Raw genomic sequence first — 26,685 nt, 5'->3', positions numbered from 1 at the left:
AGGCACGGCGCTTGCTCGCGAAACCCCATCGCATCACGCGGGGCGCGGACTATCGGACGACAGTGCGACGCGGTGCACGCTTCACCGGAGCGAACACCGTCGCGTACATCCGTTTGAACCGTGATTCCGATGTCGTGCGATTCGGTTTCATCGTGAGCAAGTCCGTGGGGAACGCGGTGGTTCGCAACCGGGTGCGCCGTCGACTCAAGGCGGCGGCCTACGAGGTGCTACCCCGTCTCGCTGCCACTGCTGCTGTCGGCCCGGGTATCGACATCGTCATCCGGGCATTGCCAGCATCCGCCCAAGTGACGTGGGCTACCCTGCACGAAGAGGTATCGGGTGCCGCAGACCGGTTCCTCCGCCGCCACACCACCAGCTCACGCGAAACTCGTCGAAGCGTCACCACCGAAGGCAACGTCCGTCCATGAACACCGCGATCACAGCTGTGCTCCTCCTTCCGAGGAATGCTGCCGTGCTGGTGCTCCGGGCGTATCGAGCGGTGATCTCTCCGCTCTACGGGGATGTGTGCCGGTACTACCCGTCGTGCTCCGCCTATGCACTCCAGGCCATCCAGGAGCACGGAGTGATCGTCGGCAGTGTTCTCGGCGTACGCCGGATCATCCGCTGCCACCCGTGGGCGGCGGGCGGGGTCGATGACGTCCCCCTCAAGCAGAAACGCCGTTACCGGGTCACCCCGTTCGGATTCGTCGTCGCGACAAGCCAGGGAAAGGCCTAGCAACCAGACATGGACATCATCGGTACGATCCTCTGGCCCATCAAGTGGGTGGTGGAGCTCATCCTCGTCGCGTGGCACTGGATGTTCACGACGATAGGTATGGACCCCGCGGCCGGCATCACCTGGGTGCTGTCGATCGTCGGTCTGACCGTCGTCGTCCGTGCCGCGCTCATCCCGATCTTCGTCCGGCAGATCAAGAACCAGCGACGGATGCTCGAGATCGCCCCGCAGCTCAAGAAGATCCAGGACAAGTACAAGGGCAAGAAGGACCAGTTCTCGCGCGAGGCGATGTCGCGCGAGACTATGGACCTTTACAAGAAGACGGGCACGAACCCGCTGAGTTCGTGCCTCCCGTTGCTACTGCAAATGCCGGTGTTCTTCGCGCTGTTCCAGGTGCTCAACGGCGCCCAGAGCGGCAAAGCCGGAGTGGGCCCCCTCAACGCCACCCTCGCCCAGCAGTTCGGCAACGCAACACTGTTCGGCGTGGCGCCTCTGCACCAGAGTTTCCAGGGCGCGATGAACGCTCACCCGCCGCAGGTCGCTGTGATGGTGATCGCGGCGGTGATGGTCGTGCTCATGACGAGTTCGCAGTTCCTCACCCAGCTGCAGATCGTGTCGAAGAACATGTCGCCGGAGACCAAGGCGAGCCCGCAGTTCAAGCAGCAGCGGATCCTCTTGTACCTCCTCCCCTTCGTCTTCCTGTTCTCGGGCTTCGCGTTCCCGCTCGGCGTCATGTTCTACTGGCTCACCTCGAACTTCTGGACCATGGGCCAGCAGTTCCTGGTCATCCGCAACATGCCGACGCCAGGTTCGGATGCCGCCAAGGCTCGAGAGGCTCGCCTCGCCCGCAAGGGCAAGCTGGTACAGGACGGCGCTGTCGTTCTGACGGTGGAAGAGGCGCCCCAGCAGAAGACCACGACGCAGCGCGTTCAGCCGGTGAGTAAGAACCGCGCGAAGAAGCAGGCCGGAAAGAATTAAGGAAGATGACCGACGTGCAGACCGATTCCACGCCTTCCGACGAGGAAGTCGTCCACTCCCCCACCGACGAAACGGGGACGGCCGACTCGTCGTCGTCCTCTTCGGGAAGCGAGCTCGACCGCGAGGGCGATATCGCCGCGGACTACATCGAAGAACTCCTCGACATCGCTGACATCGACGGCGACATCGACATCGACACCCGCAATGGGCGTGCCTACGTTTCTGTGAGCGCTGAAGAGGGCTCCAATCTTCGCCTGCTCTCCAAGCCGGATACGGTGGCGGCCCTTCAAGAGCTCACGCGCCTTGCTGTCCAAAACCAGACCGGCGAGTTCTCGCGGCTGATCCTCGACATCGCCGGTTCCCGCGATGCGCGCCAGGCCGAACTCGCGACGCTGGTCGACCGCGCGATCGCGCGCATCGAGGAGGGTGCCGCGGAGGCAGCACTCCCCTCCATGTCCTCTTACGAGCGCAAGCTCGTCCACGACATCGTGTCCGAGCGCGGCTATGTATCGAACTCGCGCGGCGAGGGACGTGACCGCCACACGGTCATCACCGCCGCGTAGTTTCACGTGAAACGGTGACTGATTCCGTCGAGACCGAGCCCGCCGTCGCATACGCTTTGTTCGGAGAGCAGCTTGCGGTTGTTCGCGCGTTCACTGCGAACCTCGTTGCTCAAGGTGATGAGCGTGGGTTGATCGGGCCGCTCGAGCTCCCCCGCATCTGGACACGCCACATCCTGAACTGCGCGATCGTCGCTCCCTTGCTGCGGCCAGGAATCGTCGGCGACGTCGGAAGTGGCGCCGGCCTCCCTGGACTGGTGCTCGCGATCGCTCGCCCGGACGTTCAGGTCGTTCTGATCGAGCCGATGGAGCGTCGCGTTGCCTGGCTCAACGAGCAGGTTGCGGAGCTGGGTCTGACGAACGTGACCGTCTTGCGTGACCGCGCGGAAGACGCCCGGCTCCCCGATCGCCTGGATCAGGTCACCGCGCGCGCTGTCAGCGCCTTCCGCAAGCTGATCCCACTGACCGCGCCGCTCCTGCGCGACGGCGGTGAGCTCGTCCTGATGAAGGGCGCGGGCGCTGCGGCGGAGGTCGGCGCTGCGACGAAGGAGATGCGGAAGTACTCCGTGCACGACGTCGAGGTTGTGACCCTTGGCGAGGGCGTCCTGGACGACGTCACTCGAGTGATTCGCGCCACAGTCCGCTGAGGAATAGTGCGGTTTTCCACAGCTTCGCGATGCTGAACGGCTCGGTCGGACATGCAAGCTAGAGTTGACGAATGACGCGTTGAGCGTCCCTGTTTAGTACCGCGGCCAGGCCGTGCACCGAATCAAGCGACGAGGTTTCACGTGAAACAACCCGACCAGGATGCTCCCGCCAAGGTGGGTGAAGCCGCCTTCGATGGGTCGACTCCCCTGGCCCGGGAAATCCAGGATCTGGCGCGGAGGAGACAGGCCATCGCATCGACTACCCTGCCGCTGCCGTCCCGTACCCGCATTTTCACCATCTCCAATCAGAAGGGTGGAGTCGGGAAGACGACCACCGTCGTCAACCTCGCTGCGGCGCTGGCAAAGTCCGGTGCACGAGTGCTCGCTATCGACCTTGATCCGCAAGGGAATGCGTCGACTGCCTTGAGCGTCGAGCACCGCGAGGGCACCCCGAGCGTCTATGACGTCATCGTCAATGACAAAGAGCTTGAAGAGGTCATCCAGAAGAGCCCCGAGTTCGACGGGCTGTTCGTGATCCCCGCGACCATCGACCTCGCGGGTGCCGAGATCGAGCTCGTCTCGATGGTGGCGCGGGAACAGCGGCTGTCGCGTGCGCTGGATCGGTTCCTGGATGAGTTCGACATCGATTACGTCCTCATCGACTGCCCTCCATCACTCGGTCTGCTTACCATCAACGCGTTTGTCGCCGCCACCGAGGTGCTCATTCCGATCCAGTGCGAGTACTACGCGCTCGAAGGCCTGAGCCAGCTCCTCAAGAACATCCAGCTCATCGAGCGGCACCTCAACCCCAAGCTCTTGGTGTCCACGATCCTGCTCACAATGTACGACTCCCGGACAAACCTCGCGCACCAGGTGGCAGAGGACGTCCGGTCCCACTTCCCGAACGAGGTGCTCGACACCATCATCCCGCGCTCCGTTCGGATCTCCGAAGCCCCGAGCTACGGTCAGAGCGTCATCAGCTATGACGCTAACTCGTCAGGGTCGCTCTCTTACCTTGAAGCGGCCGCAGAAATCGCACGAAGAGGAGTACCCCGCTAATGGCAGCGAAGCGTACGGGTTTGGGACGGGGAATTGGAGCGCTCATCCCGACGAGTGACCAGTCGGCTCGCCCTGTCGACGTGTTCTTCCCAGAGGCGGTTGCCGTAGCGACCCAGACACTCGTGGCGGTCCCGGGTGCTCGCTTGGCCAACCTCTCCCCTGCCGACATCGTGCCGAACCCGGTGCAGCCTCGTCTGGAGTTCGACCGCGAGGCACTCGATGAACTGGTCGCGAGCATTCGCGAGGTCGGGGTGTTGCAGCCGGTGGTGGTGCGTCCGGTCTCCGGTCGGACGGACAAGTACGAGCTCATCATGGGTGAACGCCGTCTGCGTGCGACGAAGGAGCTCGGCCTCGACAGCATCCCCGCCGTCATCAAGGAGACGGCCGATGAAGACATGCTCCGGGACGCATTGTTGGAGAACCTGCACCGCTCCCAGCTGAACCCCTTGGAGGAGGCATCCGCTTATCAGCAGCTCCTCGCGGACTTCGGAATCACTCAGGAGCAGTTGGCAACCCGCATCGGTCGGTCGCGTCCGCAGATCACCAACACGATCCGGCTGCTCAAGCTGCCCGCCCCGGTGCAGTCCAGGGTTGCCGCCGGCGTTCTCAGTGCCGGTCATGCACGGGCGATTCTCTCGGTGGGTGACGATGAGGAGGCGATGGTGCGCCTCGCCGACAAAATCGTGAACGAGGATCTGTCGGTGCGTGCGGCCGAGGCGGCGGCGAGCAGGAGCCCGAAGCCGACGCGATCCAAGGCCTCCCCCGGAAAGCACCGTGGCCACCTCGACGAGGTGGCGGAGCGGCTCGGGGATAGGCTCAACACCCGTGTCAGGATCACTCTGGGCGCTCGGAAGGGTCAGATTATGGTGGACTTCGCCACGATCCAGGATCTGAATCGAATTCTGGACGAGATCGGCCAGCCTACCTACAGTTCCCCCGTCCGTTTCACGTGAAACGCCGGATGCGCTGATCTACTCCGATCATGCTGGGCCAGCGGCTCGAAGGTGAGTTGGCGAGACCGGAGGGTGGCAGTGAGGCGTGTCGTCGTTCAGACGGGCGGCACTCAGCTGAGGCTGGTCCTCGCGAATCGTGGTCAGCAGCCTCGACTGGCTGTCTTCCTCCGGACGCGCGGAAGGCGAGCGTGGGAGGGAACCCAATGTCCCGATGTCGTCTTCTACCCTTGCGAGGCTCGCCGAACTTCGATCGCAGAGCAGTCTCACGGTTCACGTCGGGAGTGTTGATGTGGCAACGCCGTGAGGTTCAAGCAGTAGATTACGCTGAGCCGATCGGACCAACCCGTTTCACGTGAAACCCCGACTCTCGAATCAGGCGTCAGCGATAGCCGCCGCGGCGAGAGTCGCGTAGACGTCGCCGACGTCTCGACCGGAGGCGGCGATCGCCTGAGGCACTATCGATGTTTCGGTCAGACCCGGGAGCACGTTCGCCTCCAGGAACCACGGAACACCGTTCGCATCGACGATCAGGTCGACGCGCGACAGGTGCCGCAGCCCGAGCGCGCTGTGGGCCGCGGTCGCTGCGGCTGACACTGCCTTGAGGACATCGGGCTGCAGCCTGGCCGGCACGTAGAACCGCGTCTCCCCCGCGTTGTAGCGTGCGTCGAAGGTGTAGGCGCCCTCGATCGGCTCGATCTCGACTGGAGGCAGTGCGAGAGGGCCGTCACCAGTGTCGAGAACCGCGACGGATACCTCTATGCCCTCGACCTTGCGTTCGATCAACGCGACATCGGCGTAGGTATACGCGTCCACCATCGCGCGTGGCAGCTCCCCCTCGGCTGTCACGACACTGACGCCCTGGGCCGAGCCTCCATGCGCCGGCTTGACCACCAGTGGGACCGCAAAGGCGGACAACACAGTCTCGAGCACACTATTGGCGCCGAGCTCACGGAACGTCTCTTTGGGCAAGGTCACGGATGCCGGCGTTGAGACGCCGGCACGGGAGACGACCGTCTTCGCTGTCGGTTTGGACCAGGCAAGACGGGCGGCGTCGGTGGTCGACCCGACGAACGGAACCCCTGCGAGCTCGAGCAGCGCGCGAAGTGCGCCATCCTCCCCACTCGACCCGTGCAGGGCGGGCCAGACTACGTCGGGACGGCTCTCCCGGAGATAGCCGAGCAGACTGGAGTCGGGCTCGAGGACGGTTACACGGTGGCCGAGGGAGTGTAAGCCATCCGCGACGCGACGCCCGGTGCGGAGCGAGATGTCGCGCTCGTGGGAGATCCCGCCGGCGAGGACGACGATATCGAGTGCTTCGTTTTCGGCCATGATCTGCTCTTTCTCTGGCGAAGATCCGATTGGGGCAGCGTAGTCGGGCGCTGGCTACCTCAACGGAGGTCGGTGGGCGGGTTGGGGCTGGTCCGGCTGGCACGCGGTGCGTTCAGGGGGCCAGTGCCAGCGAAGGTGTCCAGGAGGTCCTGCTCGCCATTGATGACATTCGCGAGCCGGCGTACGCCGACCTTGATGTTCTCCGGCGTCGGATAACAGAAGGACAACCGGATATTCTGCGCTCCGGACCCGTCTCCGTAGAAGGCGGTGCCGGGAGTGTAAGCCACCAGCTCCGTCACAGCGCGAGGGAGCATCGCCTTGGAGTCGAGGTGCGGCGGAAGGGTCAGCCAGACGTAGAAGCCACCGTTCGGGTTGGTCCAGGAGAGCTCGGCCAAGTGCTCCTGCAAGGCCGAGATCATCGCTTCCTTGCGTTTGCGGTACACCCCGCGGAAGGTGTCGATCTGCCCGCGCCAGTCGGCGTTGCGCAGATACTCCGAGATGACGAGTTGGCTGAACGAGCTGGGACTCAGCACGGCGGCCTCGTTCGCAAGGATCAGCTTCTCGCGGATGGCGTGCGGCGCGAGCGCCCAGCCGACGCGGAAGCCGGGCGCCAAGGTCTTCGAGAAAGTGCCGAGATAGACGACGCCGTCGCGCTCGACGGAGCGCATCGCAGCCGGCGGCTTGTCGCCGAAGTAAAGGAGGCCGTACGGGTTGTCCTCGAGGACGAGGATGTCGTTCTGGCGCGCGATCTCCAGGATCTCCAGGCGGCGCTCCCACGACAGGGTCACGCCAGCCGGATTGTGGAAGGTCGGGACGGTGTAAAGGAACTTGACCCGTCGTCCCGCGGCCTTCAGACGGGAGATGTGCTCGCGAAGCGCCTGCGGGATCAGACCATGCTCGTCCATGGGGATGTGATCGACCTCCGCCTGGTACGAGCGGAAGATCACCATGGCAGTGACATAGCTCGGGCCTTCGGCCAGCACGACGTCGCCCGGGTCGATGAAGAGTTTGCTGAACAGTTCGAGAGCGTGCTGGGACCCGGTGGTCACGATCACGTCGTCTGCGCTGCCGCTGATCCCCTCGAGCGCCATGACGTCCAGGATCTGCTCGCGCAGCGCGGGAATGCCCTGACCGGAGCCGTACTGCAGAGCGACGGGACCCTGCTCGCGGATCACCCGGTCCATGGCGCCGGCGACGAGATCCTCGGGAAGCGCAGCGACGTACGGCATGCCGCCGGCCAGCGAGACGACCTCTGGGCGGCTGGCGACCGCGAACAGGGCTCGGACCTCACTGGCGGCCAGGCCGCTCGTGCGCTGCGCGTAGTGGTGATACCACGGGTCCAGATTGTTGCCCTGCAGAGGCGGGCTCCCCTGTTCTGTCACGAATCAGTCCGTTTCTCGTGTCGTTCATTCATGCTAGGGGCGTCATGCATCCCTCTGGAAATCGAGGGGCTGCGAAAACGCGGAAGACCCGCCCGGCGCGCTGAGCGCCGGACGGGTCTGACAGTGCGGAAGCTCCCTGGCGGTCGGGCTACGCGAGGTAGGCGGCCAGGTCCTGCTCGAGGGCGGGCTTCGGCTTGGCGCCGATGACGGTCTTGACGACCTCGCCACCCTGGTAGACCTTCATCGCCGGGATGGAGGTGATCTGATACTTCGCAGCGGTCTGCGGGTTCTCGTCGACATTGAGCTTGACGATCTCGATCTTGTCCGCGTGCTCGGCGGCGATCTGGTCGAGGATCGGGCCGACAGCGCGACACGGACCGCACCACTCCGCCCAGAAATCGACGAGGACGGTCTTTCCGCTGTTGAGGACGTCCTGCTCGAAAGTGGCGTCCGTCACGGAACGTGCTGCTGACATTTCTTGAATCTCCTTATGCGGTGGTCGTAAGTTCGAGATCGCCGGACGCGGCTTCAGCGCGCTCTAGCAGGTCTGCGGGAAGAGTCGTCAGATAGTGCTCGGCGTCGAGCGCCGCGACCGTGCCCGATGCCGCGGCGGTGACCGCCTGACGGTAGGTGGGGTCGATCACGTCGCCGGCGGCGAACACACCGGCGACCTTCGTCTTGGAGCTTCGGCCGGCGACCGCGATGGTCCCGTCCGAAGTCAGGTCGAGCTGGCCGTGCACCAGGTGCACGCGCGGGTCATTGCCGATCGCGATGAACAGACCTTGCAGCTCGAGCTCGCTCTGCTCGCCGGTCTGCAGGTCGTGCAACGTGACGCTGCGGACCTGTTCATCGCCGTTGATGCCGACGACCTCGGAGTTCCAGATGAACTCGATCTTGTCGTTGGCGAACGCGCGATCCTGCATGATCTTGGAGGCGCGCAGCGAGTCGCGACGGTGGATGACGTACACCTTGTCCGCGAAGCGGGTCAGGAAGTTCGCCTCCTCCATCGCCGAGTCGCCACCGCCGACGACGGCGATCGTGCGCTCACGGAAGAAGAAGCCATCGCAGGTGGCGCACCAGGACACTCCGTGTCCGGACAGCCGCTCCTCGTCTTCGAGGCCGAGCTTGCGGTACGCGGACCCGGTCGCGAAGATCACAGCCAGTGCCTCATGCACCGCACCCGACCCGAGTGTCACCGTCTTGACGTCACCGGACAGGTCGACCGAAACGACGTCGTCGAGGACGACCTCGGTGCCGAACTTCTCGGCCTGCGCCTGCATCTTGAACATGAGATCAGGACCCATGATGCCGTCGGGGAAGCCCGGGAAGTTCTCGACCTCTGTGGTGTTCATCAGCTCGCCGCCGGCCTCGACCGAGGAGGCGATCAGCAGCGGCTCGAGGTTGGCTCGCGCGGCGTAGACGGCCGCGGTGTAACCGGCAGGACCGGATCCGATGATGATGATCTGCCGCACGGCGGAACTCCTTGATGGTCTGCGGCGCTCCCGACCGGAGGCACCGACCTGTAAAACACATCCTAGGCGGATGCTATTCCGTGTCACCTGCGAGCCGAGGAATGGCGAGCGGCGCGGTCCAGAACCGGCGCCAGACCGGCCTCCAGATCACGCGAACGCAGGATCCCGAGAGTTCCGACGTACACGATCAGCATGACGACGCCGATGATCGCGGAGGCGATGATCGCCGTGATCGGATTCCTGATGGGGAAGGCGCCGGCCGAGACGCCGCCGAGGATCACGAGGAAGCCCGCGCCCGCGATCGTCGCTGCGATCGCCGCGACGAGGAAGCGCCACAGCGATCCGAAGATCCGCGTGCCGTCTACTCCCCTGGTACGCCGGCGCAGCATCCAGAACGCGAGGAAAGCCTGCAGGAGGCTCGCGAGCGAGACGACGAGCGCGACGGAGGCGGCTCGCACCGAAGGCGGGACGGCGAAGCAGCTGAGCACGCCAGCGACGATCACGACGACCTGGGCGAGCGTGAACAAGAAGGGGGTGCGGGTGTCGCCGAGCGAGTAGAACGCGCGCTGGGCCATGAACACCAACGAGAACGGGACGAGTCCGATCAGGTAGGCCATGAGGACCAGGCCCATCGCCTGATAGTCCGACGTGAACACGCGTGCGATCGGGTACGCGGCCACGATGAGCACGGCGGACGCGAACACGATGAAGAGCATGATCGAGCGCGCGGCCGAGGAGAAGTCCTGTCGGAACGAGCCCACCTCGCCCCGGTGCGCGTGCTCGGCCATCCGCGTATAGAAGGCCGTGACGATCGAGACCGCGATGATGCCGTGCGGGAGCATGAAGATGAGCCATGCGTTCTGCATGACGAATGTTCCGGCGAAGTGGGGTCCGGCGGAGTTCGAGACGTTGACCTCGATCAGGCCGGCGAGCTGCGTCGCGATGAGCATCCCGAGCGTCCAGCCCGCGGCCTTGCCCGCGGTGCCCAGATTGACGCCGCGCCAGCCGAAGTCAAGGCGGAAACGCAGACCGATCCGGCGCCAGAATACGAAGAGGATGAGCGCTTGCACGGCGATCCCAAGCGTGGCGCCCCCGGCAAGCAGCGCGACCATCCAGAACGACCACGTCGGGTGGCCGCCGCGCGAGGACGTGCCGAACGCGATGATGAACACCACGAGCAGCGCGATGGCGACGATGTTGTTGGCGACAGGCGCCCAGGTGAACGGGCCGAACGACTTGCGGGCGTTGAGCACCTCCCCCAGTAGCGTGTAGAGCCCGAGAAAGAAGATCTGCGGAAGCGACCAATAGGCGAAGGCCGTCGCGAGCTCCCGCTGCTCGGGCGGCACGCCGAACAGCGCGATCAGGCCGGGAGCCAGGAGGGTCGCGGCCAGCGCGATCGCCGCGAACACGACGATGCCGAGTGTGACGAGTTTGTTGATGTACGCCCGTCCCCCGTCCGCGTTGACGGATGCGCGGACGATCTGCGGCACGAGCACGGCGTTCAGGATGCCCTGGGCGATGATCGCGTACAGGCTGTTCGGGATGGTGGTCGCCGTCGCGTACGCGTTCGCGGCGAACGACACCGCACCGATCGCCTGGACGAGCAGCCAGGCCTTGGCGAAGCCGAGGACCCTCGACACGAGCGTGCCGGAGGCGAGCATCGCGCTGGCGCGGCCGACGCTAGCCATGCGCGCCTCCCGAATCGGAAGGAGAGTGGTCGGCCGCCGGGCCGCGCTCCGAGTCGCGGGTCTCGGTGGCCGCGTCCTCGGCGATGACCGCGTCGTCGCTCGCGCCGTCACCCTCCTCGCCCTTCCGCCGCAGATCGCGACGGCGGAGGATGTTGCGCACGATTCCGAAGCCGAACAACAGCACGATCAGTACGCCGAAGATCAGCGCTCCTATGCCCTCCCAGTCGGCGTGGACCTCCACCGTCACCGAACTGGGATCGCCGATGGGAACGCCTGCGGAGCTGTACAACTGCAACGAGAGGACCACCTGGCCGTTGCCGACCTTGGCCTTCACCGGGACGAGCATCGTCGCCCGCGAGTCCTGCGGGATGGTCTTGGTCGTGGGCTGGTCGATCTCGAGGCGGCTGTTGGACGGGGAGGCGCTGAGGACGACCGTGACCGCCTCGTTCGGCAGCTCGTTGCTCACGGTGAACGGGATCGACCCCTGGGCGCTGACGAGGTTGACGTTCTCGGTGGGCAGGATGTGGACGGCGTGCAGTGTCTTGATCGTCGCGGCCCTGCTCTGAGCGACCGCCGCCGTCCAGTCGGAGCGCGGGTTCTGCCACGAGACAGCGAGGAGTGTGAGGAGCTGAGCGCGGGTGCTTCCCGTGAGTGTCGTCGGGTCGGCGAGGATGGTCGCGAACTCGTCGAGCAACTTCTCGTCCTGCAGGAGGGTGTGGATGGCATCGATCCGCGCCTGCGACTCCGGGGAATCCGTGAGGGCGAGCTCGGACGTCTGCTGCGACGCCAACACCGCCGAGAACGTGGAGGGCGTCGACCACGGGTTCGAGAACAGAGAATCGAGCGTTCGTTGCGCCTGAGTGCCGCTCGACGGCCACGACCGGTCGAGCGTGATCAGAAGGTGATGCGGTGTGGAGCTCTCGGAGCTGATGAGCTGCAGCTGAGCGTTCAGCTTGGACATGGCGGTGTTCCACGCGAGATCACTGGGCGCAGTGACCGCTTGGCGGAGCGCGTCGGAGAGGCGCTGGTCGGAGACCGCGAGGGTGGAGGACCCCGAACGGGTCGGAGCGTTCGGAGTGGAGACGAGCTTGGCGGCGTTCGTGTTGCTGCCGGAGACGATGACGGTGCCGAGGCCCGCGCTCGCCAGCGGTGCGAGGTCGGCGGCGCGGGTCGTCCCGTCGCCCGGCCACGCGATGCCTGCGAGGCTGTAGTCCCAGGCCAGCAACCGGTCGAGCGACGGCAGCGTCGGTCCAGCACCGGGCGTGGGGGTGGGGCTCGGCGTCGCCGCAGGGGTCGGCGTCTGCGTCTGCGGCTCGCCGATCGCCGTGGGCGTCGGGGCGAAATTCTTCGGGTCGAGCGCGTAGCCGAGTGCCGTCGGCTGGAGGGGCGCGGGGAGTCCGGCCTGTATCTGGCCGCTGACGTCGGCATCCCCGTAACCGAGTGAGAAGGTGTCGTTCGGAAGCGCGCTCAGACGATTGAGCCACGCCGTCGCGCTCGCCGGCGCGGCGTTCCCCAGAGCGCGGACGGACGCGATGATCATCGGGTCGATGCCGACGGTGACAGTGCTGTGGTTCTGCAGCCCGTCGAGGTCGCGGGTGAGGACGCCGTTCGGGGCCGTGTACGCGATGAGATCCTGAGCCGAGATCAGGCCGGCCGAAGTGGACGGGCTGACGATCGGCATGACAACGCCGATCTCCGAGCGGGTCGCTGCTCCGCCCGGGTACCAGACCACGGAGCTGCGCGCCTCGGCTGTGCGGTCGCCCGCAGCCACGGAGGCTCCAAAACCGAAGACCGCCGACGTCGGCCGGGATTCGAAGGGCACGGCCGCCGCGGGTACCGTCACGCGCACGACGACGCTCGTGCCCGGCTCGAGGATCGAGATGGGGGCCTGCCCGAGGTCGACGCGATCGGACACCGCGGCGGTGGACGACAGCCAGGAGTTCAGCTCGTTTCGGGAGGCGCGTGGCTCGGAGTCGTACCAGAGCTTCACGGAGCCGGAGCTGTAGGCCGTATCGGTCGGGTTGCTCACCGTGACGGAGGCGATCAGGTCCTGTCCAGGCGACAGGATTCCCGCGCCGTCGGTGGTCACCGAGGCGGTTATGGACGCGTCGGTCGCCGCGCGGAGGCTCGACGCGGTCGCGTTGGTGGCCACGTCGGGAGCCGCCGCCGGAGCCGCCGTGCTCGCGAGGAGAGTCGCCACCGTCACCGCGGCGCCGACCAACGCAGCGCGGACTCGCGCGCCCCGAAGGGAGAGGCCGGGTACCCTCATGCGCCCACGCACGATCCCGGTTCCGCCTCCATGTCGACGATTCTAGAGGCCGGCCCCTGTGAGCCCGGCGAGCACCGCGGGCGGGCGGAGAGGGCGTGCAGACGCGCGTCCCGTTAAAATAAGGCACCATGCAGTCCGTCGCCGAATCCCTCGAACGTCTCGGAGCCCTGGCGACGACACCCACCGTGGACCGCCTCGCGCGGGCGTTCACGACGGCCGGCTACGAGCTCTCCCTGGTCGGAGGTCCCGTGCGCGACGCCCTGCTGGGCCGGGAGGTCCGCGATCTCGACTTCACCACCGACGCGCGTCCCGACGACATCGTCGCCGTCGTCACACCGCTCGCCGACGCGGTCTGGGACATCGGGCGCGCCTTCGGCACCATCGGGGCGCGCCTCGGCGACGACACCGTCGAGATCACGACCTACCGCAGCGACAGCTACGACGGCGTGACCCGCAAACCGGACGTGCAGTTCGGCGACACTCTCGACGGCGACCTCCTGCGCCGCGACTTCACCGTCAACGCGCTCGCGCTCCGCGTGCCGGAGGTCCGGCTCGTCGACCCCTCGGGCGGTGTGGAGGACCTGATCGCACGCCGCATCACCACTCCGTCGACGCCGGCCATCTCGTTCGGAGACGACCCGCTCAGGATGATGCGCGCCGCCCGTTTCGCGGCCCAGCTCGGCTTCGTCGTCGACGATGAGACGCGCGACGCGATGGAGGGTATGGCCGACCGCATCGGGATCGTGAGCGCTGAACGCGTGCGCGACGAGCTCACCAAGCTGCTGCAGGCCGATGAGCCGAGACCGGGTGTCGAGCTGCTGGTCGAGACGGGACTGGCCGACCATGTCCTCCCCGAGGTACCAGCGCTGCAGCTGGAGGTCGACGAGCACCACCACCACAAGGACGTCTACCAGCACAGCCTCACCGTGCTCGACCAGGCCATCGGATACGAGAAGGAACGCCACCCCGGAGCCGCGCCCGACCTCGTGCTGCGCCTGGCCGCGCTCCTCCACGACATCGGCAAGCCGGCGACACGTCGTTTCGAGACGGGCGGCGCTGTCAGCTTCTACCACCACGACCTGGTCGGAGCGAAGCTCGCGAAGAAGCGCCTGACGGCTCTGCGGTTCGACAAGTCGACGGTGGACTCGGTCGCACGGCTGATCGAGCTGCACCTCCGCTTCTTCGGCTACTCGGACGCCCACTGGACCGATTCCGCCGTCCGCCGCTACGTGCGCGATGCGGGCGGAGAGCTGGAACGGCTGCACATGCTCACCCGTGCTGATGTGACGACGCGCAATCGGCGGAAGGCCGATCGGCTCGGGTTCGCCTACGACGATCTGGAGCGTCGGATCACGGAGCTCAAGGCCCAGGAGGAGCTGGACGCGGTGCGACCGGATCTCGACGGGGAACAGGTCATGCGCATCCTCGGCCTCCGGCCGGGCAGGGAGGTCGGCCAGGCGCTCGGCTTTCTCCTCGAGTTGCGCCTCGACGAGGGTCCGCTCGGCGAAGAGGGGGCCACGCGCCGGCTCCTCGCGTGGTGGGAGGCGCGCCAGTCTCCCTCACAATGAGGTCCTCGCCGGAGTTCTCCACGGATTCGCTTGCGGGAGCCTCCGACGGCTGATCGCAACGCGATGCTGGACGCATGAGCACGACAGACACCCTCACGCAGCGCCCCGGTTGGCGCGGAACAACCGCATCCGTTACCCTTGATAAGTTGCCCAGGCGGAATCCTGCCCAGGCAACCGATGTGAAACCCTCCTGCTGCAGAACGTCTGCAGCCGCTGAGACCAGAGGAGGTGGGTTAGTCATGCATCAATACGAGTTGATGGTCATCCTCGATCCCGAGATCGATGAGCGCACCGTTGCTCCCAGCCTCGACAAGTTCCTCAACGTCGTTCGCAACGACGGCGGAACGATCGACAACGTCGACATCTGGGGCCGTCGCCGCCTGGCGTACGAGATCAACAAGAAGTCCGAGGGCATCTACGCCGTCGTGCAGCTCACCGCGACCGGTGACACCACGAAGGAGCTCGACCGCCAGCTGAAGCTCAGCGAGGCCGTCATGCGCACCAAGGTGCTCCGCGCCGAGGAGGCCATCGCCCAGGTCGCTGCCGCTCAGCAGCGCGCCGACGAGAAGGCCGCCCGCAAGGCCGCGTCCTCCGCCGAGAAGGCTGCGGCCTCCGCCGAGAAGGCTGCGGCCTCCTCCGAGAAGGCCGGCGCCTAGTCCGATGGCCGGCGAGACCATCATCACCGTGGTGGGCAACCTCACGGCCGATCCCGAGCTGCGGTACACGCAGAGCGGGCTGGCCGTCGCCAACTTCACCATCGCGTCCACGCCCCGCACGTTCGACCGTCAGGCGAACGAGTGGAAGGACGGTGAGGCACTGTTCCTGCGCGCGAGCGTTTGGCGCGAGTTCGCCGAGCACGTCGCAGGCTCGCTGACCAAGGGGTCCCGTGTCATCGCTCAGGGTCGCCTCAAGCAGCGGTCCTACGAGACGAAAGAGGGCGAGAAGCGCACCTCGATCGAGCTGGAGATCGATGAGATCGGTCCGTCGCTGCGTTACGCCACCGCCCAGGTGACGCGCACGCAGTCGTCTCGTGGCCCTGGTGGCGGCTTCGGCGGCGGTGCTCCCGCTGTCGAGGAGCCGTGGGCCGCGTCCGCGCCGGCCGACCCGTCCGCGGGCGCCGACGTCTGGAACACGCCGGGCTCCTTCAACGACGAGACCCCGTTCTAAAGGGTCCCTACAACTGAATTTGCCTGGCAGGCCGTGGCCCGTCAGGCGGAAAGCAAAGGAAATCATGGCTGGAAAGTCGAGCGGCGACCGCCGCAAGCCGATCCGCAAGGGCAAGGACGGGAAGAACGCCGCACCGGCGAAGTCCGTCCGCGTGGGCGTCATTGACTACAAGGACGTCGCGACCCTGCGGAAGTTCATCTCGGAGCGCGGAAAGATCCGCGCCCGCCGCATCACCGGTGTCTCCGTCCAGGAGCAGCGCCTGATCGCCCGCGCCGTCAAGAACGCGCGCGAGATGGCCCTCCTCCCCTACGCCGGCTCTGGCCGTTAAGGAGGAGAGACAGAATGTCGAAGGTAATTCTCACGCACGAGGTCACCGGCCTCGGTTCGGCCGGTGACGTCGTCGACGTCAAGAACGGCTACGCACGCAACTACCTCGTCCCGCAGGGCTTCGCCATCGCGTGGACCCGTGGTGGCGAGAAGCAGGTGGAGCAGATCAAGGCGGCGCGTGCCGCTCGCGAGCTGCACACCGTCGAGCAGGCTCAGGACCTCAAGGCGAAGCTCGAGGCGACCCGCGTCAAGCTGGTCGTCAAGGCCGGCCGCGAGGGCCGTCTGTTCGGCTCCGTGAAGACGGGCGATGTCGCCGACGCGGTCAAGGCCGCAGGCATCGGCGAGCTCGACAAGCGCAAGATCGAACTGCCGAACGCGATCAAGGTCGTCGGCGACCACGAGGCAACCGTGCGCCTGCACGACGACCTCTCGGCCGTCATCTCGCTGCAGGTGGTCGCCGCCAAGTAGCGGTCGCGAGACAGCACAGTGTAGCGGCGGGCTTCGGCCCGCCGCTACACCTCGTTAAGTGAAGTTTTCCCCGGCTTCATCCACAGTCATGAATGGCCGTCGACGACCTTCGACCACGGGTCGAGAAGAGTTTCTTACCCACAGGCTGGGGAAAACGAAAAGCCAGGTCAGATGATCTTTCTGGGCCAGAACTCGTGCGTTTTCCACACCGATTCCCACATCTTCTGCACAGACGTGTCGGCGTTTCGCGCAGATTTTCCCCACAGTTATCCACAAGGCGAGTTGTGGTGGGAGGGGGCCTGTTCATAGGGTGGAGCGACGTCGACGGAAGACCGCCGAGGATCGGCTCGCACCGGGTTCATCGGTGGTGCGAGACGTTGTCGGTGGCCGTCCGTAGTCTGCGATCGGACGCGCCTCGGTGCGGTCACTCCGAACGTCCCGGAGCGGCCGTCGTCGGCGTGCCCGCGCACCGCCGAGCCAGCGGCGGCGCAGGCTGGAGACGGCGGCACCGAACGGTGCGTGCTCAGCAGCAGAAGTGAGGAGAGAACGTGTCGATCGCCCATATCGGTCTCGCAGACAGTCGCGAACCGGGCGAGGCCCGCTCCCCCGAGCGAACCCCTCCGCACGACCTCCTGGCCGAGCAGAGCGCCCTCGGCGGCATGCTCCTGAGCAAGGACGCCGTCGCAGACGTCGTCGAGGTCGTGCGCGGCACCGATTTCTACATCCCGAAGCACGAGATCATCTACGACGCGATCCTGTCGCTCTACTCCCACGGTGAGCCGACCGATGTCATCACCGTCACCGACGAACTCACCAAGCTCGGAGAGCTCTCCCGGGCGGGAGGCGCCGAGTACCTGCACACGCTCACCAGCCTCGTGCCCACGGCCGCCAACGCCGGCTACTACGCGAACATCGTCACGGAGAAGGCTCTGCTGCGTCGCCTGGTCGAGGCCGGAACGCGGATCACGCAGATGGGCTACAAGGCCGAGGGTGAGGTCCTCGACCTCGTCAACAGCGCGCAAGCCGAGATCTACTCCGTCACCGGCACCCAGGAGGCGGAGGACTACGTCCCGCTCACCGAGGCGGTGACCGTCGCAATCGACGAGATCGAGGCGGCCAAGCACAAGGACGGCTCGATGACCGGTGTTCCCACTGGGTTCGCCGAGCTCGACGAGCTGACCAACGGCCTCCATCCGGGCCAGATGGTCATCGTGGCCGCGCGTCCGGCACTCGGCAAGTCCACGCTTGCGCTCGACTTCGCGCGCGCGGCCGCCATCAAGCACGACATGCCGACCATCTTCTTCTCGCTCGAGATGGGGCGCAGTGAGATCGCGATGCGACTGCTGTCTGCCGAGGCGACGGTCCCGTTGCAGCACATGCGCAAGGGAACCGTCGACAACCGCGACTGGACGACCATCGCCTCCACCCGGGGTCGAATCAACGACGCTCCGTTGTACATTGACGACAGCCCCAACATGACGCTCGTGGAGATCCGGGCCAAGTGCCGGCGCCTCAAGCAGCGCGTCGGTCTCAAGATGGTCATCATCGACTACCTCCAGCTGATGACCAGCGGCAAGCGCGTCGAGAGCCGTCAGCAGGAGGTCAGCGAGTTCTCGCGTGCGCTCAAGCTGCTCGCCAAGGAGCTCCAGGTGCCCGTCATCGCCCTGTCGCAGCTGAACCGCGGACCCGAGCAGCGCGCGGACAAGCTTCCGGCCCTGAGCGACCTGCGAGAGTCCGGCTCGATCGAGCAGGACGCCGACGTGGTCATCCTGTTGCACCGCGAGTCGGCCTACGAGAAGGACAACCCGCGCGCGGGCGAGGCCGACCTGATCGTCGCCAAGCACCGCAACGGCCCCACCCGAACCGTGACGGTCGCCTTCCAGGGCATGTACTCCCGCTTCACCGACATGGCGCCGATCTGAGCGGCGCCTCGAACCGACCGGGCGCCTTCGGCGCCGTCACGTTCGCCGAACGACGTAGACGATCGTGCCTGCCAGGCTGGTCAGGCGCACCTCGTACTCGGGACCGGTGAGCAGCGCCGGACCGGGGCGCAACGCTCGCGTCAGGTAACCGGCAGCCGCGAGGCGATTCGTCGCTTCCGCCAACCCCTGTCCTCGCGCGGGGGCGATCGCCACGGTCCAGCCCTGGGCGGCGTCGCCGGTCGCGGCGATGACGGTGCCGGAGATCAGCGGCACTCGTGTGCGCGGGAAGTCAGCGGGGAGAGCGGTCGCTCTCGTCGCCTCAACCGGGAATCCTCCGTTTCCGGTCGCGGTCAGGGTCGTCGCGCAGCCGGTGAGCAGGCCTCCCAGCAGAAGAGCGGCAGCTCCCGTCGAGCCGAGTCGCGATGTCGTGCGCATGGATCCTCTCCGTCTCGTCGGTCGTCGTCAGAACGTCGAACAGGAGCGCCCCAGAACGACAGGCGCCGCCGATGAGGCATCGGGATAGGATCGCGGCATGTCCGAGCATCGCGTCCGCGCCCCGCAGATCGCACCCGGCGAGAAGGTCATGGGTCCGGCGTCGTACTTCCCGAGCATCGAAAAGAATGACGGGCGGCCCGTTCAGGACTGGCTGGATCTGGCGGTCGAACGGCTGGAGGGCGGGGCCTCCCACATGGAGGTCGTCGGCTGGCTCAAGTCGGAGCACGGGGTGGGCCACGGGCACGCCAACGCGATCGTCGGCTACGCGCGAGCGGAACTCGCCAAGACCGAGTGACCGGAGCGCGCCGCTGCGATGCTGTCGGCCCGCGAATCATTCTGCGGACTGACGCGTCCACGACCCGCTTCGCATGAAATGGAAGAATGAACACCATCCTCATCCCGTTGCTGCAGGGCGCAGGCCCCGTCGCGCTCGCGGTGGTGTCGTTCGCGCTCGCGTTCACCTGGCCCAACGTGATCGATCCCGTCGGTCGGCTCGGCAGCGAGCGCACGCGCCTGACCGCCTTCGCCTCGATCGGTGCGGCGCTCCCGCTCGCCGGCGCCGTCGTGTACGTCGTGCCCGGCCTCCTGCTCATGGACGACCTCGGCACGATCGTCGCCCTCCCGGTCGTCGTCACGTGGGGCATCCTGGCCGCCGCGCTCGCCGTGCGGGCCGCACTTCAGACCGGCGTCGAGCGCATGGTCTCGGCCTCCTTCGCGATCGTGGCCATCGTCGGGGCCCTCGCCGGCATCCTCCTGACGCTGAGCTGGAATCACGCGATCGCAGCGACGATCCTCCCCACCGGAGCCTTCGTCCTCGTCGTCAGCGCGATAGCCGCGCTCATAGGGTGGGCGCGCGTCGAACCAGTTTTCGACAACGCCTCGGCCTAGCGATCGGACCGCCCCGAGGATTCGAGAAGGGACATGGCGACCGCCGCTCTGCGCGGCGATTGCGCAGGAAGCCCCCGGCTAGACTGGAGAGCGAATCCTGACTGAGAGAGGTCGCCGAGTGGCACCCGCCGTTCCCCAGAATCAGGGCGATCCGAACCCGAGCCGTTATTGGGTCGTCCCCGCTGTGCGCGCGCTCGTCGCGCTCGCGACTGCCGCCGTCGTCACTTTCACCCGTGACGCGCACACCGCTCAGTTCGGCCTCGTCGTCTTCGGGATCTTCGCCGTGGTGGAGGGCCTCGCGACCAGCGTCCTCACCCTCCTGTTCGGTTCGCGCGGACTCACCAGGACACTTTTCGCCGTGCAGGGCGGCATCGGCATCGTCGCCGGGGTGATCGCCCTCGCGCTCAACGGCGGCGGTCTCGGCCTGTACCTCTACCTCGTGACGGTCTGGGCCGCGCTCACGGGCGTCCTCGAGCTCTACAACTGGATGCGGGAGCGCCGGCGTGCCGCTGCGGCCCGCGACTGGCTCATCACGGGCGCGCTGACGGCGATCCTGGCCCTGGTGCTCCTATTCGTTCCGGCCGACGCCGTTCTCGCCATCGGGCTCTTCGGAGCCTGGGCGGTCGTCGTCGGCGTCTTCCAGGGCATCGGCGCGGCGTCCCTGCGCTCCGCCGCGCGCAACGCTGCGGCCGCGCGCCGAATGGAGGGCGGATCGTGACCAAGCGCGACAAGAAAGGCCCCAGCGTGACCAACAGCCTGCAGCCGACCCGCCGCGACCGCTTCCTCCCCGCCGAGCTCCTCGGCATCTCGGCCGGTCTCGGTGTGTTCGTGGGGCTCATCGTCCTGATCGCGACGCGCGAGTTCATCCTCGCCGGCATCGCTCTGGGTGTGGCCTTCATTCTGTCGCTCGTGCTGATGGCTCTCTTCGCCCTCGCGTTCAAGCCGACGGCGGCCGAGGTCGAGGACATCCGCGAGCAGGACGTGGAGGCTCGGGAGAAGGCGGCAGAGAAGGCCGGGGACCCAGCTGACCCTGCGACCGAGGGCAGCGCCAGCGACGCCCCCGACGAGGACCGGCCGACTGGCCACTGACCAGCGCGCACCGGCCCCGGTGGCCGGCGCCGCGGACCACCGCGACCTCGTGCCGCCCGAGACGACTGCGGTCGCTCTCGAACCGCTCACCGCCGAAGCGGCCGACGGCGAGCCGACCGCCGTCAGAGACGGTCGACCAGCTCCGAGGCCAGGCCGATGTATGCGGTCGGAGTGAGCGCCAACAGGCGGTTCTTGGCAGCCTGACCGATGTCGAGACCGTCGACGAACGCGGTGAGTCCCTCCTGATCGACGCGCTTGCCGCGCGTGAGCTCCTTCAGCAGTGCGTACGGGTCGGAGATCGTGGAGCGGCCGGCGGTGACCTCGGCACGGATCACCGTCTGGATGGCCTCGGCCAGCACCTCCCAGTTGAGGTCGAGGTCGAGGGCGAGGGCCTCACGGTCGAGCGAGATCTGAGCGAGGCCGCGCTGGATGTTGTCGAGGGCGAGCAGCGAGTGCCCGAGTCCCACCCCGATGTTGCGCTGGGTCGTCGAGTCGGTGAGGTCACGCTGCAGCCGACTTGTCACCAGCGTCGATGCGAGCGAGTCGAGCACAGCGCTCGACAGCTCGAGGTTGGCCTCCGCGTTCTCGAAGCGGATCGGGTTGACCTTGTGCGGCATGGTCGAGGAGCCGGTCGCGCCCGGCTCCGGGGTCTGCCGGAAGTAGCCGAGCGAGATGTACGTCCAGATGTCGGTGCACAGGTTGTGGAGGACGCGGTTGGCATGCGAGACGCGAGAGTAGAGCTCGGCCTGCCAGTCGTGCGATTCGATCTGCGTCGTCAGCGGGTTCCAGTCGAGGCCGAGGCTCTCGACGAACTCGCGCGAGACGCGCGGCCAGTCGGCCTCGGGGTCGGCCACCAGGTGAGCGGCGAACGTCCCCGTCGCGCCGCTGAACTTGCCGAGGTACTCGGTGCTCTCGATCTGGGTGCGCAGGCGCTCGAGCCGGTGCACGAAGACGGCGAGCTCCTTGCCCATGGTCGTGGGGGTGGCGGGCTGGCCGTGGGTGCGCGCCAGCATGGCGTCGTCGCGGTACTGGAGCGCCTGGGCGCGGAGCTCGGCGATCACCGCGCGGAAGGCGGGCAACCAGACCTCGGCGACCGCGGCTCTGACCGTGATCGCATAGGAGAGGTTGTTGATGTCCTCGCTGGTTGCCGCGAAGTGCGTGAGCTCGGCGATGTGATCGAGGCCGAGCGCGTGCAGGCGCTCGCGCACCAGGTACTCGACGGCCTTCACGTCGTGCTTGGTCGTGGCCTCCAGCTCGGCGAGCCGGTCGATCTCGGGCTGACCGAAGTCGTCCGCGAGCGCGCGTAGCTGGCGGGCCTGCTCGTCGGTCAGCGGACTGGAGCCGAACATCCGGTGGGAGGTCAGGTAGAGCAGCCATTCGACCTCCACCTGCACGCGCGCCCGGTTCAGGCCGGCCTCGGAGAGGTGGTCGCCGAGACCGAGGACCGCGGAGCGGTAACGGCCGTCCAAGGGGCTGAGCGGCTGGGGAGGCAGGGCGGTCATGGGACTCCTCGCGGGATCGGCGTGGTGGATTCGCTCTATTCTCCCGCACCCGGTGAGGAGATCAGCGCTCGCGCGTCAGCGGCCGGAAGATCAGGCCGATGAGCCACGCGATGATGCCGAGCACCAGCGCGCCCCAGACGCCCACCCAGAAGCCGTCGACGTGGAGGCCGAAGCCCATCAGACTGCTGATCCACGACACCAGGAGCAGCAGCAACGCGTTCACGACGAACGAGATGAGGCCGAGGGTGAGGATGTACAGCGGGAACGCGATGACGCGGACTACGGTTCCGACGACGGCGTTGACCACACCGAAGATCAGCGCGACGAGCAGGTAGGTCAGCACGGCCGCGACATCCGAATGCGCGTACGGGACGACCGTGACGCCGGTGACGATGAAGGTCGTCAGCCACAGCGCCAGGGCGTTGATGATCACCTTGAGGAAGAATCGCATGCCGACATCCTCTCAAACAGCCGGCGCGGGCTGAACGGCTCGCCGCTGGAGTCGCGGTCAGTGAAGAGGAATGCCCCCACGCGCATGCGCCCGCGACTAAGTTGGGTCTGTGACTGACGAAGACGCGCTCGGCGTGCGGCTGCGGCCCGAGATCGCGGCGGTTCCCGCCTACAAGCAGGGCAGGCCGGCGCCGGCGGACGGTTTCAAGCTGTCCAGCAACGAGAACCCCTATTCCCCGCTCCCTTCCGTCGTGGAGGCCGTGGCGGCCACCCTGGCCGAGATCAACCGGTACCCGAACGCGGCAGGCGCCGACCTCCGCGAGCGGCTGGCCGAGCGTCACGGAGTGGACGTCGAGCAGGTGCACCTGGGCAGCGGATCGGTCGCGCTGCTCTCGCAGTTGATCACCGCCGCCGCTGGGCCGGGCGACGAGGTCGTCTACTCGTGGCGGTCGTTCGAGGCCTACCCGGGCCTCGTGACCGTCGCCGGTGCGACCAGCGTGCAGGTGCCCAATCGCGCGGACGGCGGGCACGACCTGCCGGCCATGGCGGCGGCCGTCACCGACCGCACCCGCGCCGTCATCGTGTGCACGCCGAACAACCCGACCGGGCCGATCGTCACCACCGCCGAGTTCGAGGCGTTCATGGCCGTGGTCCCTCGCGAACTCCTCATCCTGCTCGACGAGGCGTACTACGAGTTCATCACCGACGACGACTCCGTCGATGGGGTCCCGCTGCTCTCGCGCTATCCCAACCTCGTCGTGCTGCGCACGTTCTCGAAGGCCTACGGTCTCGCCGGGCTCCGGATCGGCTACGCGGTCGGACCGGTGCGGGTGCTGAACGCGGCACGCTCGGCTGCGGTCCCGCTCTCCGTCACCGACGCCTCCCGGGTCGCCGCCATCGCCTCGATCGAGGCGGAGGACGAGCTGATGGAGCGCGTGGCCCGCATCGCCATGCGCCGGGACAAGCTCCGGAACGCGCTCCTCGACCAGGGCTGGAACATCCCCGAGTCGAACGCCAATTTCGTCTGGCTGGCCACGGGCGAGCAGACAGCGGCGGCCAACAATGTCTTCTTCGATGCGGGGCTGACAGTGCGCGCATTCCCGCCGGAGGGCATCCGGATCAGCATCGGCGAGCAGGAATCTGTTGAGAAGCTCCTGCACGTCACGGGGGATATTGTCCAGAACCTACCAAATGGGCATCCTGCCAAGCGGTTAGGTTAGAACGGTGGTTGCGACGAACGATACCCCGCGCCCGGCGAACACCGTTCAGCTGCTGACCGCTGACGGCCGTTTCCAGCCGAGCGACCTGGCCGGAGAGTACCTCCCCTACCTCGAGCGACTCGACGAGGACGACTACCGGCGCTTCTACTGCGACATGGTGCGCGTCCGTGCGTTCGACGACGAGGCCGCCAACCTGCAACGCCAGGGACAGCTCGGCCTCTGGGTTCCGAGTCACGGTCAGGAGGGCGCGCAGGTGGGCTCCGCCCATGCTGCGAAGCCGCAGGACAGCCTGTTCCCCTCGTACCGCGAGCACGTCGTCGGGATGATCCGAGGCATCGACCCGGTCGGCATCATGGGCCTCCTGCGCGGCACGACCCACGGAGGCTGGGACCCGACCGACCCGGCGGTGCGCAACTTCCACCTCTACACGCTCGTCATCGGGTCGCACGCCGTGCACGCGACCGGCTACGCCCTCGGCATCAAGCTCGACGGCAAGATCGGCACCGGCGACCCGGACAGCGACGAGGCCGTCATCGTCTACTTCGGCGACGGCGCGACCAGTCAAGGCGACGTCAGCGAGGCGTTCGTCTTCGCGGCCAGCTACCAGACCCCGCAGGTGTTCTTCCTGCAGAACAACCATTGGGCCATCTCGGTTCCGGTGACGACCCAGTCCCGCACGCCGCTCTACCTGCGCTCGAGCGGCTTCGGCATCCCGGGCGTGCAGCTCGACGGCAACGACGTGCTCGCCTCCTACGCGGTCACCGCGAAGCACCTGGACGACGCGCGCAACGGCGAGGGCCCCAGCATGATCGAGGCGCTCACCTACCGGATGGGCGCGCACACGTCGAGCGACGACCCCAGCAAGTACCGCACCGACGACGAGGTGGCCTACTGGGCTGAGCGCGACCCGATCCGGCGTTTCCGGGTGTTCCTGGAGCAGCAGGGCGTCGGCCAGGCGTTCTTCGACGCGGCGCAGGAGGAGGCAGCGGATCTCGCCGCCGATGTCCGTCGGCGCACACTGGAGCTGCAGGCGCCGCCGGCGGCGAGCATGTTCGAGCACGTCTACAGCGAGCCGCATCCCGTGATGGACGAGCAGCGGCGCTGGCTCGACGAGTACGAGGCGTCCTTCGGAGGTGACGCATGAGCGATCTGAGCGGCGAGACCGGTTACGTTGAGGCCGAGCTGATCGACGACGAGACCGAGCAGGACGGCGCTCCGGTGGAGGACACGCAGGCGATCGACGTCGTGGAGATCGTGGAGAGCGAGCCCGGCTCGCTCGTGCTCGAGGAGCACGTGGTCGAGCAGGAGTGGACGCGCGAGTTCGTGATCGAGGACCAGGCGCCCGCAGCGCCGGAGGCCGAACTGGCTGAACGTGAGGGCGTGAGCGCCGAACCGCAAGCCGGCGTCTCGGAGTCGCAGAACGATAGCTCCACGGCGGCGCCGCCCGAGGCGAACGCCGACGCAGCGGAGGAGGGCGGGTCCCAGCAGGCGGCCTCCGAGCCGGCCGGCCCGCGCCTCCAGTCGCTGCCGATGGTCAAGGCACTGAATGCCGGCCTGCGCCGGGCGCTCGCCGACGATCCGAAGGTCCTGCTGATGGGCGAGGACATCGGCCCGCTCGGCGGTGTCTTCCGCGTCACGGAGGGCCTGCAGGCGGAGTTCGGCGCCAGGCGCGTGCTCGACACCCCGCTCGCGGAGTCGGGCATCATCGGCTCGGCGATCGGTCTCGCGATGCGCGGTTACCGACCCGTGGTCGAGATCCAGTTCAACGGCTTCGTCTTCCCCGGCTTCGACCAGATCACGACGCAACTCGCCAAGATGACGAACCGGCACTCCGGTGCGGTGTCGATGCCGGTCGTCATCCGCATCCCGCACGGCGGTCACATCGGCGCGGTCGAGCACCACCAGGAAGCTCCCGAGGCGTACTTCGCGCACACGGCGGGGCTGCGGGTCGTCGCGCCGTCGACGCCGCACGACGCATACTGGATGATCCAGGAGGCGATCGCCTCCGACGACCCGGTCATCTTCTTCGAGCCGATGAGCCGCTACTGGCCCAAGGGCGAGGTCGACACGGTCGAGAACGGCGTGCCCCTGCACGCAAGCCGTGTGGTCCGCACGGGCACCGACGCGACGATCGTCGCCTGGGCCGGCATGGTTCCCGTCGCCTTGCGCGCCGCCGAGATCGCGGCGGAGGAGGGCAGGAGCCTGGAGGTCGTCGACCTCCGCTCGCTATCGCCGATCGACTACGGACCCGTGCTGCAATCGGTGCAGAAGACCGGCCGACTCGTCATCGCGCAGGAGGCTCCCGGCATTGTCTCTGTCGGCTCTGAGGTGGCGGCTGTCGTCTCCGAGAAGGCGTTCTACTCGCTGGAGTCGCCTGTGCTGCGCGTCGCGGGCTTCGACACCCCCTTCCCGCCGGCCAAGCTCGAGGGCGTTTACCTGCCGGACGCCGACCGGATCCTCGAAGCCGTCGACCGCGCGCTCGCCTACTGAGCTGCGCCGAACGAAAGAAGTCGCAC

The 26,685-nt window shown here is 67.1% G+C and carries 29 protein-coding genes; 20 read left to right on the top strand and 9 right to left on the bottom strand.

Annotated elements, in window-relative coordinates; all coding sequences use genetic code 11:
• The first annotated feature begins 11 nt into the window (after positions 1-11).
• The 7 genes from rnpA (at position 12) to ACPPVW_RS07270 (ending at position 4,933) form a co-directional block, all read left to right on the top strand.
• The gene (rnpA, locus tag ACPPVW_RS07300) at positions 12-428 is read left to right on the top strand and encodes a ribonuclease P protein component (protein WP_426625843.1); all 417 of its coding nucleotides are present in this window, start codon (positions 12-14) and stop codon (positions 426-428) included.
• Positions 425-736 carry a membrane protein insertion efficiency factor YidD gene (gene yidD / locus ACPPVW_RS07295; RefSeq protein WP_426625842.1) on the top strand — a complete coding sequence of 104 codons (312 nt, stop codon included), beginning with the start codon at positions 425-427 and terminating at the stop codon, positions 734-736. Before rnpA ends, yidD begins: the two co-directional genes overlap by 4 nt.
• Before the next feature lie 9 nt (positions 737-745).
• Complete coding sequence (yidC, locus tag ACPPVW_RS07290; protein WP_426625841.1) at positions 746-1,714, top strand: membrane protein insertase YidC; 969 nt, start codon at positions 746-748, stop codon at positions 1,712-1,714.
• Positions 1,715-1,719: 5 nt separating this feature from the next.
• Complete coding sequence (locus ACPPVW_RS07285; RefSeq protein ID WP_426625840.1) at positions 1,720-2,277, top strand: protein jag; 558 nt, start codon at positions 1,720-1,722, stop codon at positions 2,275-2,277.
• A 14-nt stretch (positions 2,278-2,291) separates the two neighbouring features.
• Positions 2,292-2,921 (top strand): 16S rRNA (guanine(527)-N(7))-methyltransferase RsmG, encoded by a 630-nt coding sequence (gene rsmG / locus ACPPVW_RS07280; RefSeq protein WP_426625839.1) that lies wholly within the window; start codon positions 2,292-2,294, stop codon positions 2,919-2,921.
• A gap of 141 nt (positions 2,922-3,062) precedes the next feature.
• Positions 3,063-3,980 carry a ParA family protein gene (locus ACPPVW_RS07275; protein ID WP_426625838.1) on the top strand — a complete coding sequence of 306 codons (918 nt, stop codon included), beginning with the start codon at positions 3,063-3,065 and terminating at the stop codon, positions 3,978-3,980.
• A complete protein-coding gene (locus ACPPVW_RS07270; RefSeq protein ID WP_426625837.1) occupies positions 3,980-4,933 on the top strand; it encodes a ParB/RepB/Spo0J family partition protein in 954 nt (317 codons plus the stop codon). Before ACPPVW_RS07275 ends, ACPPVW_RS07270 begins: the two co-directional genes overlap by 1 nt.
• 372 nt (positions 4,934-5,305) lie before the next feature.
• Here the strand turns inward: ACPPVW_RS07270 and ACPPVW_RS07265 are convergent, their stop codons facing one another.
• From ACPPVW_RS07265 to ACPPVW_RS07240, 6 genes are all read right to left on the bottom strand, one after another.
• Positions 5,306-6,262, bottom strand: coding sequence for a D-alanine--D-alanine ligase family protein (locus ACPPVW_RS07265; protein ID WP_426625836.1), 957 nt, complete (start codon positions 6,260-6,262; stop codon positions 5,306-5,308).
• A 59-nt stretch (positions 6,263-6,321) separates the two neighbouring features.
• A complete protein-coding gene (locus tag ACPPVW_RS07260; RefSeq protein ID WP_426625835.1) occupies positions 6,322-7,644 on the bottom strand; it encodes a PLP-dependent aminotransferase family protein in 1,323 nt (440 codons plus the stop codon).
• Between the two features lie 148 nt (positions 7,645-7,792).
• Complete coding sequence (gene trxA / locus ACPPVW_RS07255; protein ID WP_055922107.1) at positions 7,793-8,119, bottom strand: thioredoxin; 327 nt, start codon at positions 8,117-8,119, stop codon at positions 7,793-7,795.
• A gap of 13 nt (positions 8,120-8,132) precedes the next feature.
• On the bottom strand, positions 8,133-9,116 hold the full coding sequence (gene trxB / locus ACPPVW_RS07250; RefSeq protein ID WP_426625834.1) for a thioredoxin-disulfide reductase: 984 nt from the start codon (positions 9,114-9,116) through the stop codon (positions 8,133-8,135).
• Between the two features lie 83 nt (positions 9,117-9,199).
• Positions 9,200-10,804: a murein biosynthesis integral membrane protein MurJ gene (murJ, locus tag ACPPVW_RS07245; protein ID WP_426625833.1), complete on the bottom strand. Its 1,605-nt coding sequence runs from the start codon at positions 10,802-10,804 to the stop codon at positions 9,200-9,202.
• Positions 10,797-13,073, bottom strand: a complete 2,277-nt coding sequence (locus ACPPVW_RS07240; RefSeq protein ID WP_426625832.1) for a DUF6049 family protein — start codon at positions 13,071-13,073, stop codon at positions 10,797-10,799. The genes murJ and ACPPVW_RS07240 overlap by 8 nt, the downstream gene beginning before the upstream one ends.
• 128 nt (positions 13,074-13,201) lie before the next feature.
• On the opposite strand from ACPPVW_RS07240, the gene ACPPVW_RS07235 reads away from it, so the two are divergent.
• The 6 genes from ACPPVW_RS07235 (at position 13,202) to dnaB (ending at position 18,525) form a co-directional block, all read left to right on the top strand.
• A complete protein-coding gene (locus ACPPVW_RS07235; RefSeq protein WP_426625831.1) occupies positions 13,202-14,641 on the top strand; it encodes a CCA tRNA nucleotidyltransferase in 1,440 nt (479 codons plus the stop codon).
• A gap of 239 nt (positions 14,642-14,880) precedes the next feature.
• Positions 14,881-15,297 carry a 30S ribosomal protein S6 gene (gene rpsF / locus ACPPVW_RS07230; RefSeq protein ID WP_426625830.1) on the top strand — a complete coding sequence of 139 codons (417 nt, stop codon included), beginning with the start codon at positions 14,881-14,883 and terminating at the stop codon, positions 15,295-15,297.
• Between the two features lie 4 nt (positions 15,298-15,301).
• Entirely contained in the window at positions 15,302-15,808 is a 507-nt protein-coding gene (locus ACPPVW_RS07225; protein ID WP_426625829.1) for a single-stranded DNA-binding protein, read from the top strand.
• Between the two features lie 64 nt (positions 15,809-15,872).
• Positions 15,873-16,136, top strand: a complete 264-nt coding sequence (gene rpsR, locus ACPPVW_RS07220; protein ID WP_018189012.1) for a 30S ribosomal protein S18 — start codon at positions 15,873-15,875, stop codon at positions 16,134-16,136.
• A 14-nt stretch (positions 16,137-16,150) separates the two neighbouring features.
• Positions 16,151-16,603 carry a 50S ribosomal protein L9 gene (gene rplI, locus ACPPVW_RS07215; protein WP_426625828.1) on the top strand — a complete coding sequence of 151 codons (453 nt, stop codon included), beginning with the start codon at positions 16,151-16,153 and terminating at the stop codon, positions 16,601-16,603.
• A 548-nt stretch (positions 16,604-17,151) separates the two neighbouring features.
• The gene (gene dnaB, locus ACPPVW_RS07210; protein ID WP_426625827.1) at positions 17,152-18,525 is read left to right on the top strand and encodes a replicative DNA helicase; all 1,374 of its coding nucleotides are present in this window, start codon (positions 17,152-17,154) and stop codon (positions 18,523-18,525) included.
• A gap of 36 nt (positions 18,526-18,561) precedes the next feature.
• Here dnaB and ACPPVW_RS07205 read toward each other — a convergent pair whose 3' ends face one another.
• Positions 18,562-18,960: a hypothetical protein gene (locus ACPPVW_RS07205; protein WP_426625826.1), complete on the bottom strand. Its 399-nt coding sequence runs from the start codon at positions 18,958-18,960 to the stop codon at positions 18,562-18,564.
• Positions 18,961-19,057: 97 nt separating this feature from the next.
• Here ACPPVW_RS07205 and ACPPVW_RS07200 point away from each other — a divergent pair, with 97 nt between their 5' ends.
• The 4 genes from ACPPVW_RS07200 (at position 19,058) to ACPPVW_RS07185 (ending at position 20,997) form a co-directional block, all read left to right on the top strand.
• Positions 19,058-19,315, top strand: a complete 258-nt coding sequence (locus tag ACPPVW_RS07200; protein WP_426625825.1) for a DUF4287 domain-containing protein — start codon at positions 19,058-19,060, stop codon at positions 19,313-19,315.
• Positions 19,316-19,401: 86 nt separating this feature from the next.
• Positions 19,402-19,908, top strand: coding sequence for a hypothetical protein (locus ACPPVW_RS07195; RefSeq protein ID WP_426625824.1), 507 nt, complete (start codon positions 19,402-19,404; stop codon positions 19,906-19,908).
• 118 nt (positions 19,909-20,026) lie between these two features.
• Complete coding sequence (locus ACPPVW_RS07190; RefSeq protein WP_426625823.1) at positions 20,027-20,626, top strand: DUF308 domain-containing protein; 600 nt, start codon at positions 20,027-20,029, stop codon at positions 20,624-20,626.
• Positions 20,623-20,997, top strand: coding sequence for a hypothetical protein (locus ACPPVW_RS07185; protein ID WP_426625822.1), 375 nt, complete (start codon positions 20,623-20,625; stop codon positions 20,995-20,997). The genes ACPPVW_RS07190 and ACPPVW_RS07185 overlap by 4 nt, the downstream gene beginning before the upstream one ends.
• Positions 20,998-21,119: 122 nt before the next feature.
• On the opposite strand, the gene purB is transcribed toward ACPPVW_RS07185, so the two are convergent.
• On the bottom strand, positions 21,120-22,499 hold the full coding sequence (gene purB / locus ACPPVW_RS07180; protein WP_426625821.1) for an adenylosuccinate lyase: 1,380 nt from the start codon (positions 22,497-22,499) through the stop codon (positions 21,120-21,122).
• A gap of 61 nt (positions 22,500-22,560) precedes the next feature.
• A complete protein-coding gene (locus ACPPVW_RS07175) occupies positions 22,561-22,950 on the bottom strand; it encodes a phage holin family protein (protein ID WP_426625820.1) in 390 nt (129 codons plus the stop codon).
• Positions 22,951-23,059: 109 nt separating this feature from the next.
• Here ACPPVW_RS07175 and ACPPVW_RS07170 point away from each other — a divergent pair, with 109 nt between their 5' ends.
• The 3 genes from ACPPVW_RS07170 (at position 23,060) to ACPPVW_RS07160 (ending at position 26,659) form a co-directional block, all read left to right on the top strand.
• Positions 23,060-24,169 (top strand): pyridoxal phosphate-dependent aminotransferase, encoded by a 1,110-nt coding sequence (locus ACPPVW_RS07170; protein WP_426625819.1) that lies wholly within the window; start codon positions 23,060-23,062, stop codon positions 24,167-24,169.
• A 4-nt stretch (positions 24,170-24,173) separates the two neighbouring features.
• Positions 24,174-25,313, top strand: coding sequence for a thiamine pyrophosphate-dependent dehydrogenase E1 component subunit alpha (locus tag ACPPVW_RS07165; RefSeq protein ID WP_426625818.1), 1,140 nt, complete (start codon positions 24,174-24,176; stop codon positions 25,311-25,313).
• 386 nt (positions 25,314-25,699) lie between these two features.
• Positions 25,700-26,659, top strand: a complete 960-nt coding sequence (locus tag ACPPVW_RS07160; protein ID WP_426626264.1) for an alpha-ketoacid dehydrogenase subunit beta — start codon at positions 25,700-25,702, stop codon at positions 26,657-26,659.
• Positions 26,660-26,685 lie beyond the last annotated feature (26 nt).

The organism is Leifsonia sp. McL0607, assembly GCF_049993355.1.
Lineage (GTDB): Bacteria > Actinomycetota > Actinomycetes > Actinomycetales > Microbacteriaceae > Leifsonia.
The sequence above is the reverse complement of the archived record's forward strand: the minus strand, read 5'-3'. Positions and strand labels throughout refer to the sequence as shown.